General features: G+C 72.1%; 17 protein-coding genes. 13 read left to right on the top strand and 4 right to left on the bottom strand.

Features of this window, described 5'->3' with window-relative positions:
* Positions 1–2: 2 nt before the first annotated feature.
* The 10 genes from murG to ACGFI7_RS16505 all read left to right on the top strand — a co-directional run bounded on the left by murG (position 3) and on the right by ACGFI7_RS16505 (position 11277).
* Positions 3–1079, top strand: a complete 1077-nt coding sequence (gene murG / locus ACGFI7_RS16550) for an undecaprenyldiphospho-muramoylpentapeptide beta-N-acetylglucosaminyltransferase (RefSeq protein ID WP_393404911.1) — start codon at positions 3–5, stop codon at positions 1077–1079.
* On the top strand, positions 1076–2485 hold the full coding sequence (gene murC / locus ACGFI7_RS16545) for a UDP-N-acetylmuramate--L-alanine ligase (RefSeq protein WP_393404909.1): 1410 nt from the start codon (positions 1076–1078) through the stop codon (positions 2483–2485). Before murG ends, murC begins: the two co-directional genes overlap by 4 nt.
* A 12-nt stretch (positions 2486–2497) precedes the next feature.
* Positions 2498–3160 carry a cell division protein FtsQ/DivIB gene (locus ACGFI7_RS16540; protein WP_393404907.1) on the top strand — a complete coding sequence of 221 codons (663 nt, stop codon included), beginning with the start codon at positions 2498–2500 and terminating at the stop codon, positions 3158–3160.
* Positions 3161–3527: 367 nt separating this feature from the next.
* On the top strand, positions 3528–5033 hold the full coding sequence (gene ftsZ / locus ACGFI7_RS16535) for a cell division protein FtsZ (RefSeq protein ID WP_393404906.1): 1506 nt from the start codon (positions 3528–3530) through the stop codon (positions 5031–5033).
* Positions 5034–5240: 207 nt separating this feature from the next.
* Positions 5241–5933 carry a YggS family pyridoxal phosphate-dependent enzyme gene (locus tag ACGFI7_RS16530; RefSeq protein WP_393404903.1) on the top strand — a complete coding sequence of 231 codons (693 nt, stop codon included), beginning with the start codon at positions 5241–5243 and terminating at the stop codon, positions 5931–5933.
* 138 nt (positions 5934–6071) lie between these two features.
* Positions 6072–6572 carry a cell division protein SepF gene (locus ACGFI7_RS16525; RefSeq protein WP_393404901.1) on the top strand — a complete coding sequence of 167 codons (501 nt, stop codon included), beginning with the start codon at positions 6072–6074 and terminating at the stop codon, positions 6570–6572.
* A gap of 80 nt (positions 6573–6652) precedes the next feature.
* Positions 6653–6943 carry a YggT family protein gene (locus tag ACGFI7_RS16520; RefSeq protein WP_393404898.1) on the top strand — a complete coding sequence of 97 codons (291 nt, stop codon included), beginning with the start codon at positions 6653–6655 and terminating at the stop codon, positions 6941–6943.
* A gap of 104 nt (positions 6944–7047) precedes the next feature.
* Positions 7048–7947: a DivIVA domain-containing protein gene (locus tag ACGFI7_RS16515; protein ID WP_393404896.1), complete on the top strand. Its 900-nt coding sequence runs from the start codon at positions 7048–7050 to the stop codon at positions 7945–7947.
* Positions 7948–8010: 63 nt separating this feature from the next.
* Positions 8011–10278: a hypothetical protein gene (locus ACGFI7_RS16510; RefSeq protein WP_393404894.1), complete on the top strand. Its 2268-nt coding sequence runs from the start codon at positions 8011–8013 to the stop codon at positions 10276–10278.
* A gap of 375 nt (positions 10279–10653) precedes the next feature.
* Positions 10654–11277 (top strand): MBL fold metallo-hydrolase, encoded by a 624-nt coding sequence (locus ACGFI7_RS16505; protein WP_393404891.1) that lies wholly within the window; start codon positions 10654–10656, stop codon positions 11275–11277.
* A 91-nt stretch (positions 11278–11368) separates the two neighbouring features.
* On the opposite strand, the gene ileS is transcribed toward ACGFI7_RS16505, so the two are convergent.
* Positions 11369–14518: an isoleucine--tRNA ligase gene (gene ileS, locus ACGFI7_RS16500; protein WP_393404889.1), complete on the bottom strand. Its 3150-nt coding sequence runs from the start codon at positions 14516–14518 to the stop codon at positions 11369–11371.
* Between the two features lie 469 nt (positions 14519–14987).
* Between ileS and ACGFI7_RS16495 the strand changes: the two genes are divergently transcribed.
* Genes ACGFI7_RS16495 through ACGFI7_RS16485 form a run of 3 tightly spaced genes read left to right on the top strand, consistent with a single transcriptional unit; the run spans position 14988 to position 16859 of the window.
* Positions 14988–15389 (top strand): TraR/DksA family transcriptional regulator, encoded by a 402-nt coding sequence (locus tag ACGFI7_RS16495; protein ID WP_393405687.1) that lies wholly within the window; start codon positions 14988–14990, stop codon positions 15387–15389.
* Complete coding sequence (locus ACGFI7_RS16490) at positions 15362–15946, top strand: signal peptidase II (protein WP_393404887.1); 585 nt, start codon at positions 15362–15364, stop codon at positions 15944–15946. The genes ACGFI7_RS16495 and ACGFI7_RS16490 overlap by 28 nt, the downstream gene beginning before the upstream one ends.
* Positions 15930–16859: an RluA family pseudouridine synthase gene (locus tag ACGFI7_RS16485; protein WP_393404885.1), complete on the top strand. Its 930-nt coding sequence runs from the start codon at positions 15930–15932 to the stop codon at positions 16857–16859. The genes ACGFI7_RS16490 and ACGFI7_RS16485 overlap by 17 nt, the downstream gene beginning before the upstream one ends.
* A gap of 16 nt (positions 16860–16875) precedes the next feature.
* Here the strand turns inward: ACGFI7_RS16485 and ACGFI7_RS16480 are convergent, their stop codons facing one another.
* Genes ACGFI7_RS16480 through ACGFI7_RS16470 form a run of 3 tightly spaced genes read right to left on the bottom strand, consistent with a single transcriptional unit; the run spans position 16876 to position 19250 of the window.
* Positions 16876–18267, bottom strand: a complete 1392-nt coding sequence (locus ACGFI7_RS16480; protein WP_393404882.1) for a protein kinase — start codon at positions 18265–18267, stop codon at positions 16876–16878.
* Between the two features lie 9 nt (positions 18268–18276).
* Positions 18277–18591, bottom strand: a complete 315-nt coding sequence (locus ACGFI7_RS16475; RefSeq protein WP_393404879.1) for an AzlD domain-containing protein — start codon at positions 18589–18591, stop codon at positions 18277–18279.
* Positions 18588–19250, bottom strand: a complete 663-nt coding sequence (locus ACGFI7_RS16470) for an AzlC family ABC transporter permease (RefSeq protein ID WP_393404877.1) — start codon at positions 19248–19250, stop codon at positions 18588–18590. The genes ACGFI7_RS16475 and ACGFI7_RS16470 overlap by 4 nt, the downstream gene beginning before the upstream one ends.
* Positions 19251–19269 lie beyond the last annotated feature (19 nt).

Genomic DNA, 19269 nt, shown 5'->3' with positions numbered 1-19269 from the left:
ACATGAGGGTGGTCCTCGCCGGTGGTGGGACGGCCGGACACATCGAGCCGGCGCTCGCCCTTGCCGACGCGCTGCGCCGCCTCGACGGCGGCATCGGCGTCACCTGTGTCGGCACCGAGCGCGGGCTGGAGACCCGGCTCGTCCCGGCCCGGGGCTACGACCTGGAGCTGGTGCCCGCCGTGCCGCTGCCCAGAGCCCTCACGCCGCAGCTGCTGACGGTCCCGGGCCGCCTGGCCGGGGCGGTCAACGCGGTCGCCGCCGTCCTCGACCGGGTGCGGGCCGACGTCCTGGTCGGCTTCGGCGGCTACGTCGCCACCCCCGCCTACCTCGCCGCCAAGCGTCGCGGCGTGCCCATCGTGGTGCACGAGGCCAACCCCAAGCCGGGCCTGGCCAACCGGCTCGGCGCCAAGCTCACCGACCACGTCTTCACCGGCTTCCCCGGCGCCGCGATCCCCAGGGCCGCCTACATCGGCACCCCGCTGCGCCGCGAGATCGTCGAGCTCGACCGGCTGTCCATGGGCGACAAGGCCCGCTCCTGGTTCGGTCTCCAGACCGACCGGCCGACCCTGCTGGTGTTCGGCGGCTCCCAGGGCGCCCGGTCGATCAACGACGCCGCGCTGGCCGCCGCCCCCGCCCTGCGCGCCGCCGGGGTGCAGGTGCTGCACGTGGTGGGCGCCAAGAACACGGTGGAGCACGAGCCGCCGCCCGGCGACCCCCAGTACGTCCTGCTGCCCTACCTCGACCGGATGGACCTCGCCTACGCCGCCGCCGACGTGGCGCTGTGCCGCAGCGGCGCGGTCACCTGCGCCGAGCTGACCGCCGTCGGCCTGCCCGCCGCGTACGTCCCGCTCCCGCACGGCAACGGCGAGCAGCGGATGAACGCCGAGCGCGTCAGCGCGGGCGGAGGCGGCATGCTGGTGGACGACGCCCAGCTGTCATCTGATTGGATCATTGATCACGTTCTGCCCCTCCTGCACGACCCCGAACGGGTGGCCGTCATGTCTGAGGCCGCCTCGGCGCTGGGCATGAAGGACGCGGACATCACGCTAGCCAGGAAAGTGTTGGAGATAGTCCGATGAGTCTCGTCAAGCTGGTCGATCCCGTCGCCGCCGGACAACTGGGCCGGGTCCACTTCATCGGCATCGGCGGGGCGGGCATGTCCGGCATCGCGCGCATCCTGCTCAAGCGCGGGGTGCGCGTGTCCGGGAGCGACGCCCGCAGCAGCGACCTGGTGACCGAGCTGCGCGAGCTGGGCGCCACCGTGCACATCGGCCATGCCGCCTCGCACATCAAGGACGTCGACACCGTGGTCGTGTCCACCGCCATCCGCGACTCCAACCCGGAGCTGGGCGAGGCGCTCAAGCAGCGGCTGCGGGTCATCCCGCGGGCCGCCGCGCTCGCCTCCGTGATGTCCGGCCGCACCGGCGTGGCGATCGCCGGCACCCACGGCAAGACCACCACGACCTCGATGCTCACCGTCGCCCTGCAGAAGTGCGGCGCCGACCCGTCCTACTGCGTGGGCGGCCAGCTCGTCACGACCGGGCTGGGCGCCGACGAGGGCTCCGGGGAGGTGTTCGTGGCCGAGGCCGACGAGAGCGACGGCTCCTTCCTGATGCTGGCCCCGGAGATCGCCGTGGTGACCAACGTGGAGGCCGACCACCTCGACAACTACGGCGACCCCCGGGCCGTGCACGACAGCTTCGCCCGGTTCGTCGACCGGGTCGGCGAGCTCCTCGTGGTCTGCGCCGACGACCCGGGCGCGGCCGAGGTGGCCGAGGTGGCGCGCCGCCGGGGCAAGCGTGTGATCACGTACGGCGCCGAAGGCGACTACCGCGTCACCGGCGTCAGACCCGACGGGTTCGGCACCGTGTTCACGGTCGAGGGGCCCGGCTCCAGCAAGGGCGAGGTCCGCCTGGCCGTCCCCGGGGCCCACAACGCGCTCAACGCGACCGCGGTGATCGCCGTGGCCGACGAGCTGGGTCTGCCGTTCGAGGAGATCAGAGACGGTCTGGCGGCCTTCACCGGGGCCAAGCGGCGCTTCGAGGCCAAGGGCGAGGCCGGCGGGGTCGTGGTGTTCGACAGCTACGCCCACCATCCGACCGAGCTGGCCGCCGACCTGCGGGCCGCGCGTGACGTGGTCGCCTCCTACTCCGGCGACGGCCGGGTCATCGCGATCTTCCAGCCGCACCTCTACTCGCGCACCCGCTACTTCGCCGGGGAGTTCGGCGCGGCGCTGGGGCTGGCCGACGAGGCGATCGTGCTGGACGTGTACGGGGCGCGGGAGGATCCCGAGCCCGGCGTGTCCGGGGCGCTGGTGGCGGGTCAGGTCCCGCTGCCCGCCGAGCGCGTGGCGTTCGTGCCCGACCGGGCCGCGGTGCCCGACCTCGTGGCCGGGCGGGCCAGGCCGGGTGACCTCGTGCTCACCATGGGCGCGGGCGACGTCACCGAGCTGGGGCCGCGGATCGTCGCCGCGCTGGCGCGCTGAGCCGGGGGCGCGGTGACCGCTCGCAAGATCTTCCTGGTCCTGCTCACCGCCGGCGTGGTGGGCACGGCGGCCTGGCTGGTGTTCTTCTCGCCGGTGCTCGGTGTCCGGAACGTGGAGATCGTGGGAAATGTCACACTAGCCCCCGAGGTGATCCGGAAGGCCGCGGCGGTGCCGGAGCTGCATCCGCTCGCCACGGTCGACCTGGCCCACGTCGAGGGCCGCGTCCGCGGCATCCGCCAGGTCGCCTCCGCCAAGGTCGACCGCGTCTGGCCCGCCACCCTCCGGATCGAGGTGGTGGAGCGCGAGCCGGTCGCGCAGATCCAGGCCGGCGGCAAGATCGCGGTGATCGACAAGACCGGCGTGGTCATCGAGCTGCGCGACGTCGCGCCGCCCATGCTGCCGGTGCTGGAGGTGGCCAGGCCCGCCGCCCGCGACCCGGCCACCATGGCGGCGCTGGACGTGGTCCGCGGCCTGCCCGCCGGCCTGTCCGGGCGGGTCCGCAAGGTCAGCGCGACGACGGGGGAGGACGTCACGCTGGGCCTGTCCGACGGGCGCACCGTCATCTGGGGCGGCCCCGACCGTCCCGAGGCCAAGGCGCGCATCCTGCAGAGCCTGTTGAAGCGCGAGGCCGAGGTGTACGACGTGAGCTCTCCGGACGTGGTGACCCTCAAGTGATCTCATTCCGGATAAGACCCCGCGAAGCATCACGCGTACCCGGGAAAGGCGGCGACTTCCCGTCCGGCGCGTCGCCGAGCCTGTGCCGGGCAGCCCGTCCGACGTGAGAGCCTGTAGATCGGGAAGTGCGGCAGGGAGTGCCCCACCAGGCAAGACGGCAGAGCGAATCGGACAGCCCGCGACACGCCGGACGTGCTTGCGGCGCGGTTAGTTGACCCGCCCGGAGCGTAACTCCTACTGTCCGTATCAATCCTCAGGTTGACATAAATCTAAATCTCAACTTGAGGTTGAGAGTTACCCGAACTGACAAGACGCGGAGACAATCCGCACCGAAATGGCAAGTCAACGAGCGGAAAGGCCCCTCGTCGTGGCAGCACCGCAGAACTACCTCGCGGTCATCAAGGTCGTCGGCATCGGCGGCGGCGGAGTCAACGCCGTCAACCGGATGATCGAGGAGGGACTCAAGGGCGTCGAGTTCATCGCGATAAACACCGACGCCCAGGCGCTGCTGATGAGTGACGCCGACGTCAAACTGGACGTGGGCCGCGAGCTCACGCGCGGACTCGGCGCGGGGGCCAACCCCGACGTCGGCCGCAAGGCCGCCGAAGACCACCGCGAGGAGATCGAGGAGGTCCTCAAGGGGGCCGACATGGTCTTCGTCACGGCCGGCGAGGGCGGCGGCACCGGCACGGGCGGCGCGCCCGTGGTGGCCAACATCGCCCGCTCCCTGGGCGCCCTCACCATCGGTGTGGTCACCCGGCCCTTCAGCTTCGAAGGCCGCCGCAGGGCGATGCAGGCCGAGGCCGGCATCGAGACCCTGCGCGACGAGGTCGACACCCTCATCGTGATCCCCAACGACCGGCTGCTGTCGATCTCCGACCGGCAGGTCAGCGTGCTCGACGCCTTCAAGGCCGCCGACCAGGTGCTGCTCTCCGGTGTGCAGGGCATCACCGACCTGATCACCACGCCCGGTCTGATCAACCTCGACTTCGCCGACGTGAAGTCCGTCATGTCCGGCGCCGGCTCGGCGCTCATGGGCATCGGCCACGCGCGCGGCGACGACCGCTCGGTGGCGGCGGCCGAGATGGCGGTCTCCAGCCCGCTGCTGGAGGCCAGCATCGACGGCGCCCACGGCGTGCTGCTGTCGATCGCGGGCGGCTCCGACCTCGGCCTGTTCGAGATCAACGAGGCGGCGCAGCTCGTCTCCATGGCGGCCGCGCCCGACGCCAACATCATCTTCGGCACGGTCATCGACGACGCGCTCGGCGACGAGGTGCGGGTCACCGTGATCGCGGCCGGCTTCGACGACGTGCCGCAGAACGACAAGCAGGCGCCGCCGCGCCCGCAGACCCGGCCCGCCACCGGCACGGGCGCGTCGAGCGTGCCGCCGTCGGGGCTGCGCTCCAGCGCGCCGACCCCGCCCAAGCCGGAGCCCGCGCGCGCCGAGCCGCGCTCCGACTTCCGCCAGGAGCCGCGTACGGAGCCGCGCTCCGATTTCCGCCAGGAGCCGCGCTCGGACTTCCGCCAGGAGGCCCGGCCGGAGCCGCGCCCGGACTTCCGGCCCGAGCCGCGTCCGGAGCCGCGGGTCGAGGCGCGTCCGGAGCCGCGCCCCGAGCCGGCACCGGAGCCCCGGCCCGAGCCGGTGCGCCCCGCGGAGACCGTCCAGGACCCCGCCCCGTCGTCCGCCGCCTCCGTGGCCGGCGAGACGCCCGCTGACGGGCCCTCCGGCCCCGTCTCCATCCCGCGCCCCACTCCGGAGCCCACGAACCCGCCCACGCCCATCACCTCCCGCATGTCGGAGCCCGGCAAACGTCGTCCGGTCGTCTTCGAGGAGCAGGAGGAGGAGCTGGACGTCCCCGACTTCCTCAAGTAACGCCCCACCCGACCGCCGCTCCCTCCGCCTCCGCGCCTTCCGCGCGGGTACGGGGAGCGGCGCCGCCATGTCGGGGCCCCTTCGCCCAGAGCGGAGCGGGAGCGCCCGTCGGGGCGCGTTGTGTGAGCGAAAGTCGCGCCCGCGCCCGGCCTGTGGCCCCGGGCCCGGGGCGTACGGGGGGAGAATGAGTTGACGGGAGGGAGAGGCGTGCGGAAGGACGAGATCGCCTCGCGCCTGGCCGAGGTGGACGAGCGGATCGCCGAGGCGTGCCGCGCGGCCGGGCGGGGCCGCGACGAGGTGACGCTGATCGCGGTGACCAAGACCTACCCGGCCGACGACGTCCGGATCCTGTCCGGGCTGGGCGTGCGCGACGTGGGGGAGAACCGCGACCAGGAGGCCGCGCCCAAGGCCGAGGCGTGCGCCGACCTGCCGCTCACCTGGCACTTCGTCGGCCAGCTGCAGACCAACAAGGTCCGCTCGGTGGTGCGGTACGCCGACGTGATCCACTCGGTCGACCGGCCCCGGCTGGCCGAGGCCGTCAGCAAGGAAGCGGTCAAGCAGGGCCGGGAGGTCGGCTGCCTGGTGCAGGTGGCCCTGGACGACGACCCGGGGCGCGGCGGAGTCGTGCCGGCCGACGTCCCGGCGCTGGCCGACCTGATCGCCGAGGCTCCCGGGCTGCGGCTCGGCGGCGTCATGGCGGTGGCGCCGCTGGGCGAGGATCCGGCCAAGGCGTTCGCGCGGCTGCGTGATGTCGCGGTGGCCGTACAGGAGAGGCACCCGCGTGCCACGATGATTTCGGCGGGCATGAGCGACGATCTGGCCGAGGCCATCGCCTGCGGCGCGACACACGTACGGGTCGGTACGGCGTTGCTCGGCCGTCGGAAGCTCTTCGTCAGGTAATGTCCCCTCAAGTGGGTCTTCAGGCCCATGATCCGGTAGAGGTCGATCAGCGGTGAGCTCCAAGGGGGTACGGCTACCGCCTCGGACCCGGCGACAGGCCCGAGCGAGTGCGACCATGAGCAGGAGGACGACGTAGCGATGGCCGGCGCGATGCGCAAGATGGCGGTCTACCTCGGTCTCGTGGAGGACGACCGCTACGAGAGGTACGAGACCTACCCTGACGACTACCCGTACGACGACGACGTGCAGCGCACCGGCGACGATCGTCCCGTGACGGTGCAGGACCGGGACGAGGACGCCGACCCGTCCGTCCCGGCGCCGAGGCCGGCCACCACCGTCCTGGAGCGTCGTACCACCGACCTGGCCCGGATCACCACCCTCCACCCGCGCACGTACAATGAGGCCCGAACCATCGGCGAGCACTTCCGTGACGGCACCCCCGTCATCATGAATCTGACCGAGATGGTCGACAGCGACGCAAAACGGCTCGTCGATTTCGCGGCAGGTCTGGTCTTTGGCCTACATGGAAGCATTGAACGTGTTACCAACAAGGTGTTCCTGTTGTCCCCTGCCAATGTCGAGGTGACCGCCGAGGACAAGGCTCGAATCGCGGAACGCGGGTTCTTCAACCAGAGTTAGAGTCTCTGTATGTCATTCGGACTCACCCAGGTCCCACAGAGACCGGGGAAGCACAGCAGAAGTGGAGGCGCGGCCGGACCGTGGGGATAGTCAGCCAGATCTTGGTCGTAGCCCTGTCTCTCTACATGCTGCTTCTCATCGGCAGGATGGTCTTCGAGATGGTGCAGGCGTTCTCCCGCTCGTGGCGGCCCCAGGGGGTCGTGCTCGTGCTGGCGGAGGTCATGTACACCGCGACCGACCCGCCTCTCAAGTTCCTCCGCCGTTTCATTCCCCCGCTCCGGTTGGGTACGGTGGCCTTTGACCTAAGCTTCACCGTCCTCTTCATCGTCGTAGTGATCTTGCTGAACATCGCGAGATCCTTCGGTCCTTGACGGGGCCCGCGGGGCACCGGTCATGATCCAACTCGTGTCCGCGCTGAAGTGATTCGGGTTACCGTCCCTCCGGACAGACTGCAAGCGCGCCAAGGAGACCAAAAATGCCGCTTACGCCCGCTGATGTGCGGAACAAGCAGTTCAGTACGACCCGGCTTCGACCGGGTTACGACGAGGAAGAGGTCGACGCCTTCCTTGACGAAGTCGAGGCTGAGCTTGACCGCTTGATCCAAGAGAACGAAGAGCTGCGCGCCAAGCTATCCGAGTGCATGCGCGGCAAGGTGCCCGGTGGCATGAACATGCCCATGGCCTCCGCGCCGGTGCAGGAGCAGCCCAAGCCCGAGATGATGGCGCCCCAGCCGGAGCCCATGCGCGCGCCCGAGCCGCCTCACCAGCAGCCTCACCAGCAGCCTCACCAGCCGCACCAGCAGCCGCAGCCGGTCCCGGTGGGCATGAACATGCCGCCCGCCGAAGACAACATGGACACCGCGGCCCGCGTGCTCGCCCTCGCCCAGCAGACGGCCGACCAGGCCATCGCGGACGCCCGCCGGGAGGCGGACGAGACCGTGACCCGCGCCCGCCGCGAGGCCGACGAGATCCTCACCAAGGCCCGCCGCCAGGCCGAGCAGGTCATCGGTGACGCCCGGGCCCGCGCCGAGACGCTGGAGCGCGACGCCCAGGAGCGGCACCGCCAGGCGATGGGCTCCCTCGTCCAGACCCGTGACGAGCTCGAGCGCAAGGTCGAGGAGCTGCGCAGCTTCGAGCGCGAATACCGCAGCCGTCTCAAGCTCTACCTGGAGAACCAGCTCGCCGAGCTGAACGTCTCGGCGGAGGGCAGCGGCGGGTTCCCGGTCATGTCGGGCGGCCCCTCGGGTGCGCCGGCCATGCACGCGGTGCCCCAGGGCGGTCAGCAGCCTCTGCCCGGCGGCCCCAACCCGTTCGGCGGCGAGCCCCCGCAGGGCGCGTTCCCCGGTGGTGACGGCCCCCACAACGAGCGGCGGTAAGGTAACGGGCCAAGGACCCGTCACTCGAAAGAGCCCCTAGTGATCCTTATCAGTGCTGGTTTGGTGCTCGCGGCAGTGATCCTGCTGATCGCGGGCTTCGTACTGGCGAAGCCGTTCCTGATCATGTGGTCCATCGTGGTCAGCGTGCTGTCCGCGCTGTTCCTCGTGATCGGAGCGCTGCTGCGGCGTCACGAGCTGTTCCCCGGTGGTGGGCAGGCCGCTGTGCCGACCACCCCGCCTCCGGCCGGGGTCGTGCCTCCTGGCGTGCCGCCGTACCCCCAGACCGGCCCCATGGGGGCCCAGCCGTCGCCCCGTCCGCATCCCTACCCGCGGACGGCGACGATGCCGTCACCTGTGCCGTCACCTGTGCCGTCGCCCGCGCCCGGCGTCCCCACGCCGCACCGGTCCGCCGCCGCCGGGGGCATCTCCCCCGACGCGATCGTGCTGGTGATCCCCGGGCGCAAGCGATACCACGTCCAGGCGTGCCGCCAGCTGACCGGGCGGGATCACGAGGAGCTCACCTACGAGGAGGCACGCGAGGAGGGGTTCACCCCCTGCACCGCCTGCCTGCCCGACGCCGCGCTCGGCGGGCGGCAACTGCCTCCCGTCGACGACGCGGACCCCGCGGTCCCCGCCGCCCATCTGGCCGAACCCTCCGAGCCGACCCGCGACCTCCGGCCGCCGGTCGTCCAGCCGAAGCCCGCGGCTCAGGCTTCCACCCCCGCTCCGGAGCCTGGCGCCTCGCCCGAATCGGGCTGGTTCGGCCGCACCTCTCAGTCCGAGGGCCCGTCGGCGCCCGGCCGTCCCGAAGGCGCTCCGCCGCCCGGCCGCCCGGAAGGCGCTCCGCCGTCCGTGGGCAAGGGCGAGCCGTCCTCGCCCGCCGCCGACGCGCCCGACCCCAAGGCTTCCCGCGCCACCACCTCCTTCGCCGAGCAGCCCCGCCAGGTCCAGGGCCGTCCCGCCGAAGGCCGTCCTGGTTCACAGGACCGGCCGTCGGCCGAGCGGAGCAGTGACCAGGGGGCCGGTCGCGGTCCGCGAGAGTCTGGGCAGACCCAGGAGCCCCCCGGCACCGGATCCCAGCCCCCGAGCCACCCCACGCCGGCCTCCGGCCGCGCGCCGCAGGGGTCGGAGCGCGCTGCGCAGGACCCCGGCCGCGCGCCGCAAGGTTCCGAGCGTGGTGGGCAGGACTCCGGCCGCTCTCCGCAGGCGTCGGAACGTGGTGGGCACGGCACTGGTGGGCACGGCACTGGTGGGCACGGCACTGGTCGTTCGGACCGTGAGGGGCAGGATTCTGTCCGTGCGCCGCAGGGGCTCGGGCGCGATGCTCAGGATTCCGGCGGTGCTTCGCAGGGTTCGGAGCGGGATGCTCAGGGATCCGGTCGCTCGTCGCAGCGGCCCGGTGCTCAAGGGGCCGGGCGGGGACAGGAGCAGGGCAAGCGGCCGTACGCGTCTCCCGCGGACGAGCCGGACCTCGACTCCGGTCCCGACACCCGCCCGCAACCGCGCGTGACCGCCGACGGCACCCCGGTGTCTCAGCCGCCGGCCTCGGCGAAGGGCGGCTCCGATCGGCCCCGGACGGGCGACTCCGGGCGGGCTCGGACGGGCGACTCCGGCCAACCCCAGACGGGCGACTCCGGCACACCCCGGGCAGGTGGTGCCGTACCTGCCGAGGGGCGCAAGGCCACGTCGCGTGAAGAGGACCCGGCCAGTGGGCCGTCGTCCGCGGCCGGCTCGTCCGGCGCCGAGCGGTCCGCCGCTCGTGGCGAACAGACTTCCGGCTCCCAGACTTCCGGCTCCGCGCCCGTGGCGGCTCCCGGCAAGGGTGGTCCGGCAGCGCGTGACGAACGGGGCTCAGCTCCCACACCCGCTGAGGATCCGGCGGAAGAGGCCGAGAAGACCGTCAGGACGCGTTCCCTCTTCGAGCCCGCGTCGCCTGCCGGTGCGCGACGGCCGCCGTCGTCGGCCGAGTCCGCCAAGGCCCAAGGACCGCTTCCCAAGGGCACTCCGAGCGACTCCGGCCCGTCCGGCGCGAAGCCGGAAGGCGGGAAGGCGGCGTCCGGTCGTCCGGGCGAGCCTGGTGGGAGCGAGGACGCCGACGCGACGAAGCGCCAGCCTGACGAGCAGCCTGCCCGTCCCGAGGGTGACGCCGAGGCCCGCCGGTCCACGACGGTCAAGGTCATCGTCGGCACCCGGCGCTACCACAGCACCGACTGCCCGCTGGTCAGAGGCGCGGGCGACTCGGGCGTCGAGACCATGACCCGCCACCAGGCGGAGACCGCCGGTCTGACCGCCTGCTCCGTCTGCCAGCACGACCGCGAGACCGTCAGCTAGTCACATCCCGCGCGCCGACGGCCAGCGCCATGAGACTTTGTCACGGCCTGCGGCCTGCGGTATTTGTCAGCGCCGGGGCGTGGGGGCCTGACGGTGCGGCGGTGCAGCTGCGTGACGGTGCAGCTGCGTGACTACGTGGCGGTGCGGTGCGGTGCGGCTGCGTGACGGTGCGGCGGTGTGGCTGCGTGGCGGTCTGCTGGGTGGATCTGGGTCTGCCGGGCGTGGCTGTGGGACTGTCGGTTGATCACGGTTTGCTCCGTCTGTCAGGACGACTGCGCGACCGTAAGCCGGTCACCGGCTGGGGTGACCGCAGGACGGTTCTGCCCTGCGCGATCGGCCGGGGGCCGATGGCGGGGTCGGCGGCAGGATGGCGCGATGAGGATCACCAAGTACGGTCACGCCTGCGTACGGCTGGAGAAGGACTCCCGGGCCCTGGTCGTCGACCCGGGGTTGATGACTCCCGAGCCCGAGGCGTTGCGGGGCGTCGAGGCGGTGCTGATCACTCACGAGCACTTCGACCACTTCGACGCCGACCGGCTGCGTGAGCATCCTGGGCTGCCCGTCTACACCTGTCCGGGGGTGGCGCGGCAGTTGGCGGACCTGGGGGAACGGGTCCACGTGGTGCAGGACGGGGATGTGCTGGACGTGGCCGGGTTCCGGGTGACGGTGGTGGGGGAGAAGCACCACGTCAGCCATCCCGACGTGCCGCCGGTCGACAATGTGGGGTTCCTGGTCGACGGGGAGGTGTTCCATCCGGGCGACGCGCTGACGGTGGTGGAGGTTCCGACGCTGCTGGCGCCGGGGCAGGCGCCGTGGATGACGGTGCCGGATCTGATCCGCTATCTGCGGGCGGTGCGGCCGCGCCGGGCGTACGCGATCCACGACGGGCTGCTCAACGAGTGGGGGCTCAAGGTCCTCGACAGCGTGCTGGACAGCGAGGGTGACCGCCTGGGCGCCGAGTTCAGGAGGCTGCCCGCAGGGGGTTCCGCCGAGGTGTGACCGCCGCCCGGGTGAGCGGCTGCCGGCACGCCGCTGACGTGGGCCGCCCCGTCCCGGATGGCTCAGGGGCGGGGCGGCCGCACGTGGTCGGTCAGGCGCGGCGGAGCTGGAAGGTGAGGCCCAGGTCGGCGTCGGCGTGCTCGGGAAGACCCGGCTCCGCGCCCTCCGTGACCGACGTGGCCAGCACCTCGTCCGCGACCGTCTGGCCGGCGGCGCGCAGCGCCTCGGCGAGGTCGGCGTTGGACGTGCGCCACCACAGGCCGATCCGGTCGGTGATCGACAGGCCGGTCGCCTTGCGGGCCTCCTGCACCAGGCGGATCACCTCGCGCAGCAGCCCGGCCCGGCGCAGCTCGTCGGTCAGCTCCAGGTCGAGCGCCACCGTCTCGCCGGTGCCGGTGTCGAACGCGCCCGTCTCCACCGCCCAGCCGGAGCGCGGCTGCTCGGTGACGATCACCTCGTCGGGGCCGAGCGTCACCTCGCCCAGCTCGCCCGCCGGAAGCGTCACGGCCGCGCCCGAGCGGAGCGTGCGCGCCACCGACGTGGCGTCGGCCGCGCCGACCGCGGCGGCCACCAGCTTCGTCTGCGACCCGAACCGCTTGCCCAGCGCCCGGAAGTTCGGCTTGACCGTGTACGAGACCAGATCGGCGCTGAAACCCGACATGTCCTCCAGGGTCTGGACGTTCAGCTCGTCCGCGATGAGGTCACGCAGCTCGGCCGGCAGCGCCGGCCACCCGTGCGCCCCGACCAGCGCGCGGCGCAGCGGCTGGCGGGTCTTCACGCCGGAGGAGGCGCGGGCCGAGCGGCCCAGCTCCACCAGTCGCCGCACCAGCGCCATCCGCTCCGACAGCGCCGGGTCGAGCAGGTCCTCGCGCACCTGCGGCCAGGAGGTCAGGTGCACCGAGGACGGCTGGCCCTCGGCGCGCAGGACGTCCCACACGTAGTCGGTGACGAACGGGGTGATCGGCGACATCAGCCGCGTCACCGTCTCCAGGCACTCGTACAGGGTGGCGAACGCCTCCCGCGACCCCTGCCAGAACCGGCGGCGCGAGCGGCGCACGTACCAGTTGGACAGGTCGTCGAGGAAGTCGGCCAGCCTGCGCCCGGCCCGCTGGGTGTCGTAGACGTCCAGCGCGGCCGTCACCTCGGCGACCGTGCGGTGCAGCTCGGCCAGCGCCCACCGGTCCAGCAGCGGCCGCTCGGCCGCGGGCGGCGCCGACTCCAGGTCGGCCGGCGACCACTCCTCGGCGTTGGCGTACAGGGTGAAGAAGGAGGCGGTGTTCCAGTAGGTCAGCAGGACCTTGCGGACGATCTCCTCCAGCGCGCCGTGACCCACCCGGCGGGCCGACCACGGCGAGCCCGCGCAGGCCATGAACCAGCGCAGCGCGTCGGCGCCGTGCTGGTCCATCAGCGGCAGCGGCTCCAGCACGTTGCCCAGGTGCTTGCTCATCTTGCGGCCGTCCTCGGCCAGGATCAGCCCGAGGCAGAGCACGTTCTCGTACGAGGACTGCCCGAACACGAGCGTGCCCACGGCCATCAGCGAGTAGAACCAGCCACGCGTCTGGTCGGTCGCCTCGCAGATGAACTGCGCGGGGTAGACGCCCTCCGGCTTGCCCGGCTTGCCCCACTGGGCGAACGGCATCGAGCCCGAGTCGTACCAGGCGTCGATCACGTCGGGCACCCGGCGCGCCTCGGCCGAGCAGGTGGGGCAGGGGAAGGCCACGTCGTCCACGAACGGCCGGTGCGGGTCGAGCGAGGAGAGGTTCTGGCCGGCCAGCTCACCCAGCTCCGCCAGCGAGCCCACGCACGTCACGTGGGACTCGTCGGCCGAGCAGACCCAGAGCGGCAGCGGCGTGCCCCAGTAGCGGGAGCGCGACAGCGACCAGTCGACGTTGTTGCGCAGCCACTCGCCGTAGCGGCCCCACTTGATCGTGTCGGGGAACCAGTTGGTCCGGGAGTTCTCCTCCAGCAGCTGGTCCTTGACCGCGGTGGTGCGGATGTACCACGACGGGAGCGCGTAGTAGAGCAGCGGCGTGTGGCAGCGCCAGCAGTGGGGGTAGCTGTGGTCGAAGTGGCCGCCGCGGAACAGCAGCCCGCGGCCGCGCAGGTCGTCGGTGAGCGGCTCGTCGGCGTCCTTGAAGAACATGCCGCCGACCAGGGGCACGTCGTCCAGGAAACGGCCGTCGGGGCCGATCGGGTTGACGACCGGCATACCGTACTTCCTGATCACGACCATGTCGTCGGCGCCGAACGCGGGCGCCTGGTGGACCAGCCCGGTGCCGTCCTCGACGGTGACGTAGTCGCCGAGCACCACGTAGTGGGCGCCGGGGATGTCGACCAGCTCGAACGGGCGCTCGTAGGCGGTGTGCTCCAGCTCGCGCCCGGTGAGGCGGGCGACCTCGGTGACGTCCTCGCCCAGCACGCCGGCCAGCAGCGGCTCGGCCACCACCAGCACCTCGCCCTCGGCGGTGCGCGCGGCGACGTACGTCACGTCCGGGTGGACCGCCACGGCGGTGTTGGACACCAGCGTCCACGGCGTGGTCGTCCAGATGAGCAGCTTGGCGCCGAGCTCGGCCAGCGGCCCTGAGGTCACCGGCATCCGGACGAACACCGACGGGCTGGACACCGTCTCGTAGCCGCCAGGCTGGCCCAGCTCGTGGTCGGACAGGCCGGTGCCGCAGCGGGGGCAGTAGGGCGTGATCCGGAAGTCGCGGAACAGCAGCCCCTTGTCGAAGATGACCTTCAGCGACCACCAGACGGCCTCGACGTACTCGGGGTCCATCGTCCGGTAGGCGGTCGACAGGTCGATCCAGTAGCCCATCCGCTCGGTGAGCTGCTCGAACGCGTCGACGTGGCGCAGCACGGACTCACGGCAGCGGGCGTTGAACTCGGCGATGCCGTAGGACTCGATGTCGCGCTTGCCGGAGAGGCCCAGCTCCTTCTCCACCCCGACCTCGACGGGCAGGCCGTGGCAGTCCCAGCCGGCCTTGCGCGGCACGCTGTAGCCGTTCATCGACTTGTAGCGGGGGAAGATGTCCTTGAAGACGCGGGCCTCGACGTGGTGCACACCGGGCAGGCCGTTGGCGGTGGGCGGGCCCTCGTAGAACACCCACGCGGGGTTGCCCTCGTTCTGCTGGACGGAGCGCTCGAAAATCTTCCCGTCGCTCCAGCGGTCCAGGACCTCACGCTCGAGCGCGGGCAGGTCGACCTGCGCGGGAAGGGAGCGGAACGATGGTGAAGACATGTCGGGCGGGACCTCCACGCGTCTCTGAATCGGCAGACAGTGCGTGAAGGGACGAAGCCGAGACCGGCCCCGCGGTACCACCCTTCTTGGCCTCGCGGTGGGCGAGACCCTCTTCTTTTCGATCTGCTGCCGGGTCTAATGAGCTCGGTCGAGCCGTTCTTCCGGCGGCTCCGGGGTGATGCCCCTCGGCAGGAGGGCCCCATCAACGCCTTGCAGGTTCACACCATAACGCAGAGCGGGGGCTGAAGCTTCCAGGTTTCGGGGTGGCGGCACCGGCAAGGGGGAGAAGCTCTGGAAGCGACAAATTTGTGGGAATGGAGTCGCCTGCGCAGGAGTTGAATGCGCGAGGCGGGATAGTACGGGAGAGGTAATCCGTCCGGCGGGTCGTTTGCCGTTCTGTTATCCGGAACCTAAGCTGCCCGCACCATTCACGGCCTTGATCAGCCTGAGATCAGCCTTGCCAATCAGCATGGAGGCAACCATGGCGGCAGTCACGCAGACCGCGACCCCGTCGATGTGGTCGGAACAAGAGCTGGCCGAGGTACGCGGCAGGCTGCAGACCGAGATCGACGAGCTCAACGCCGACATCCTGCGCCACGAGAGCGAGATCGCCTCAGGCGACGTCACGCAGGGCGCGGGCGACGATACGGCGGATGCCGGCGCGAAGACGTACGAGCGGGAACGCGAGATCGCCCTTACCCTGAATGCACGCGACCTGGTCGCGCAGAACGAACGAGCGATCGCCAGGATCGACGCAGGGACCTATGGAGTGTGCGAATCGTGCCACAAGCCGATCGGCAAGGAACGCCTTCAGGCGTTCCCGCGGGCGACGCTGTGCGTGACGTGCAAGCAGAGGGAGGAGCGCCGGTAGCGGCGGGCGGGCGCCGGGGGCGGGTCCTCGCCGTCCTCGTCTCCCTCGCGGCCTTCCTCTACGTGGCCGACCTCGTCACCAAGACCGTGGCGCTGGAGACGCTGGAAGGAGAGCCGCCGCTGGTGGTGATCCCCGGCGTCCTCCAGTTCAGGGTGATCTTCAACTCCGGTGCCGCCTTCAGCATCGGCACCGGGATGACGTTCATCTTCACCCTGATAGCCGCGGGCGTGGTGGCCGCCATCATCCGGACCGCGCGCAAGCTGGCCGGCATGCCGTGGGCGGTCACGCTGGGGCTGCTGCTGGGCGGCGCGCTGGGCAACCTCACCGACCGGCTGCTGCGCTACCCGTCCGGGTTCGGCCGGCCGACCCAGTTGCAGGGCCACGTGGTCGACTTCGTCGAGGTGCTGCCGGGCAACTTCCCGGTCATCGACTACTTCCCGGTGTTCAACGTGGCCGACTCGGCCATCGTGTGCGGCGGAATCCTGGCGGTGATCCTGGCCTGGCGTGGCTACCAGATCGACGGAACGAGGGAGGTCAAGAGTGGCCGAGCAGCGTAGCCTGCCCGTGCCCGACGGGCTGGAGGGCGAGCGGCTCGACGCCGCGCTCTCCCGGCTGTTCGGATTCTCGCGCACCCGCGCGGCGGAGCTGATCGCCGCGGGTGACGTGCGGGTCGACGGCGAGCACCCGATCAAGTCCGACCGGGTGCGCGGCGGATCGTGGCTGGAGGTGACGCTCCCGCCGCCGGTCACCACGCCGATGCCGGTCGCCGAGCCGGTGCCCGGCATGCGGGTGATCTACGAGGACGACGACATCCTCGTCGTCGACAAGCCCATCGGGGTGGCCGCCCACCCGACCGTCGGCTGGACCGGCCCCACCGTGATCGGCGGGCTGCTCGGCGCCGGCCACACGATCGCCACCAGCGGCGCAGCCGAGCGGCAGGGCATCGTGCACCGGCTCGACGCCAACACCACCGGCGCGATGGCCGTGGCCAAGAGCGAGCACGCCTACTCCCACCTCAAGCGCGCCTTCAAGGAGCGCACCGTCGACAAGCGCTACCACGCGCTCGTGCAGGGCCACCCCGACCCGTTCAGGGGTACGGTCGACGCGCCCATCGACCGTCACCCGTCGGGCGACGGCAAGTTCGCCGTGGTCGCGGGCGGCAAGCCGTCCGTCACCCACTACGACACGATCGAGGCGTTCCGGGCGGCGTCGCTGCTCGACATCAAGCTGGAGACGGGCCGCACCCACCAGATCCGGGTCCACATGTCCGCGCTGCGCCACCCGTGCGTGGGAGACATGCTGTACGGGGCCGACCCGACGCTCGCCGCCCGGCTGGGCGTCACCCGGCAGTGGCTGCACGCGGTCTCGCTCGCCTTCGAGCACCCCTCGACCGGGGAGTGGGTGTCGTTCAGCACCGACTATCCCGAGGACCTGCAGAAGGCCCTCGACCTCGTACGCGCCGAATCCTGAAGGCGGCCCCGGCGGCTCATCGCCTGCCGTGACCGTGGCGGTGGGCCTGGGCGCCGCCCTCGTTGGAGGGCTCCACCCGGCCGGGGGCGTCCTCGCTGGGCTGCTTCCGCTCGGCCGGCCGGGTGGGCTCGGCCGACGGGACGTCCTTCTTCTTGTTCCTCGGGGTGGGGTTGTCCCGCTTGTCCGGCCCGCGGTCAGGACCCGTGTCCCGCGCCCGGCGGGTGGGCTCGTAGGAGGCAGGCGGCGTGCCGTCGGGGCGCGCGGCGTTCGACCGGGTGGCCGGAGTCCGGCCGTCGCGCGCGGACCCCGTCTTGGTGGGCGCGTCGGACACGCTCTTGGTCTTCTCCGGAGTGTGCACCACCGCCGGCGGTCCGGCCGGTGGGCCCGTCGACTCGGCCGGCCGGTGCGACCACCAGGCCGCGCCCCCCGTCACCAGGGCCGTGACGAGCGCGCCGACGCCCAGGGCGAGCAGCGGCAGCCTGCGCCGGCCCTCGGGCGCCACCCGCACCGCGGCCGGCCTGCTCTCCGGCGCCGTGTCGCCGGCACCGGGCATCTCGGCGATCGGCACCGGCCCGGTCGGCTCGGCCCCGACGCCCCTGATGATCGCGGCGAGCCGCTGACCGGCCTCCTCGGCCGTCATCCGGTCGGCAGGGTTCTTCCGCAGCAGCCCCAGCAGCACCGGAGCCAGCACGCCCGCCCGGCAGAGCGGGGCGGGCTCGGCGTGCATGACCGCGCCGAGCGTGGCCAGCGCGTTGGACCGGTGGAAGGGCGAGTGCCCCTCCACCGCCACGTACAGGGTCACGCCCAGCGCCCACAGGTCCGAGGCGGCCTCGGCGGGACCGCCCGCCGCCCGCTCCGGCGCCATGAAGGCCGGGGTGCCGATCAGGATCCCGGTCCTGGTGACGGGTGCCTCGTCCTCGGTGGTGGCGATGCCGAAGTCGGTCAGCACGGCCCGGCCGTCGTCCGTCAGCAGCACGTTGTCCGGCTTGACGTCCCGGTGCAGCACCCCGGCCGCGTGCGCCGCGCGCAGCGCCTCCAGCAGCTGCAGCCCGACGTTCGCGGCCTCGGCGGGCCGCATCGGCCCGTCCTCGCGCACCAGCTCGCCCAGCGTCCGCGACCGGACGAGCTGCATGACGATCCACGGGTGCCCGTGCTCCTCCACCACGTCGTACACGGCGGCCACGCACGGGTGGGCCACCCGCCCGGCGGCCCGCGCCTCCCGGAAGGTGCGCACGGTGAACACGTCGCGTTCCGGTCCGGTGAGATCAGGGGGCGGGAGGACCTCCTTGACGGCCACGTCCCGGCCGAGCACCTCGTCGTGGGCCTGCCATACGGTGCCCATGCCGCCACGGCCGATCGTTCTGACCAGCCGGTAACGGCCCCCAACAATCCCCGCAGAATCGGACATGCGGGGCGACTACCCCAGAAAGACCCGGGCAACCGCTGTGACGACCGCGGCCGCCGCCAGAATGACCAGGAACGGAGCCCGCAGCAGCAGAGCGACGATGGCCGCCCCCAGCCCGGCCGTGCGGGCCGCGTCGAACGCGAGCGCGCCTTCCTGCGTGAACATCTGCACCCCGATCAGCGCCGCCAGCAGTGCCACCGGCACCAGCTCGGCGAACCGGCGCACCACCGGATGGTCGAGTACCTGGCGCGGCGCGGCCAGCCCGGCCAGTTTGAGCGCGTAGCAGCCCAGGCACACCCCGGCGATCGCCCACCACAGCGCGGTCATCGCAGCATCACCACCAGGACCGCCACGGCCGCCAGCAGCACCGGCACCCCCGGCGGGAAGAACGGGGTGGCCGCCAGCGCGATCGCCATGCCGCCCGCGGCCAGCCAGCGCAGCTCGGCGCTCTCCTTCAGCCGCGGCCACAGGATCGCCAGGAACGTGGCCGGCCCCACCACGTCCAGCCCCAGCATCCCCGGGTCGCCCAGTGAGCTCGTGCCGACGGCCCCGAGGAACGTCGTCAGGTTCCAGCCGGCGTAGACCGCGGCGAACGTGGTGAAGAAGCCCGCCCTGGCCGCCTCGGGAGTCGGCTGGGCCAGGGCGACGGCGGTCGTCTCGTCGATCACCCCTTGGGCGGTGGCCAGCTTCCGCGCCCCGCGCACCTGGAGCACGTCGGCCATGCGCAGCCCGTACAGCGTGTTCCTGGCGCCGAGCAGCAGCGCTCCTGACGCGGCCGAGAGCAGGTCGCCGCCCGCCCCCACCGCGCCCGCGAACGCGAACTGCGAGGCCCCCGTGAACGCCAGCAGGCTGAGCACGCACGCCTGCGGCACGGTGAGCCCGGCCGTGACCGCCGCGGCGCCGAAGGCGACCCCGGACAGCCCGACGGCCAGACCCACACCCAGACCGTCCCGTATGGCGGCGGAACGGAGTGTCGTCTGTTCCATGGAATACGAGGGTATGTGC

It is taken from the genome of Nonomuraea sp. NPDC048826, from assembly GCF_043198225.1.
In the GTDB taxonomy this organism is placed as follows: domain Bacteria; phylum Actinomycetota; class Actinomycetes; order Streptosporangiales; family Streptosporangiaceae; genus Nonomuraea.
Note: the sequence above shows the minus strand (reverse complement) of the source record. Positions and strands in the feature narration are given on the sequence as shown.

Coding starts and splice junctions, on each gene's coding strand:
- murG (WP_393404911.1), top strand. CDS start 3: ATGAGGGTGGTCCTCGCCGGTGGTGGGACGGCCGGACACATCGAGCCG.
- murC (WP_393404909.1), top strand. CDS start 1,076: ATGAGTCTCGTCAAGCTGGTCGATCCCGTCGCCGCCGGACAACTGGGC.
- ACGFI7_RS16525 (WP_393404901.1), top strand. CDS start 6,072: ATGGCCGGCGCGATGCGCAAGATGGCGGTCTACCTCGGTCTCGTGGAG.
- ACGFI7_RS16515 (WP_393404896.1), top strand. CDS start 7,048: ATGCCGCTTACGCCCGCTGATGTGCGGAACAAGCAGTTCAGTACGACC.
- ACGFI7_RS16505 (WP_393404891.1), top strand. CDS start 10,654: ATGAGGATCACCAAGTACGGTCACGCCTGCGTACGGCTGGAGAAGGAC.
- ileS (WP_393404889.1), bottom strand. CDS start 14,518: ATGTCTTCACCATCGTTCCGCTCCCTTCCCGCGCAGGTCGACCTGCCC.
- ACGFI7_RS16495 (WP_393405687.1), top strand. CDS start 14,988: ATGGAGGCAACCATGGCGGCAGTCACGCAGACCGCGACCCCGTCGATG.
- ACGFI7_RS16480 (WP_393404882.1), bottom strand. CDS start 18,267: ATGTCCGATTCTGCGGGGATTGTTGGGGGCCGTTACCGGCTGGTCAGA.
- ACGFI7_RS16475 (WP_393404879.1), bottom strand. CDS start 18,591: ATGACCGCGCTGTGGTGGGCGATCGCCGGGGTGTGCCTGGGCTGCTAC.
- ACGFI7_RS16470 (WP_393404877.1), bottom strand. CDS start 19,250: ATGGAACAGACGACACTCCGTTCCGCCGCCATACGGGACGGTCTGGGT.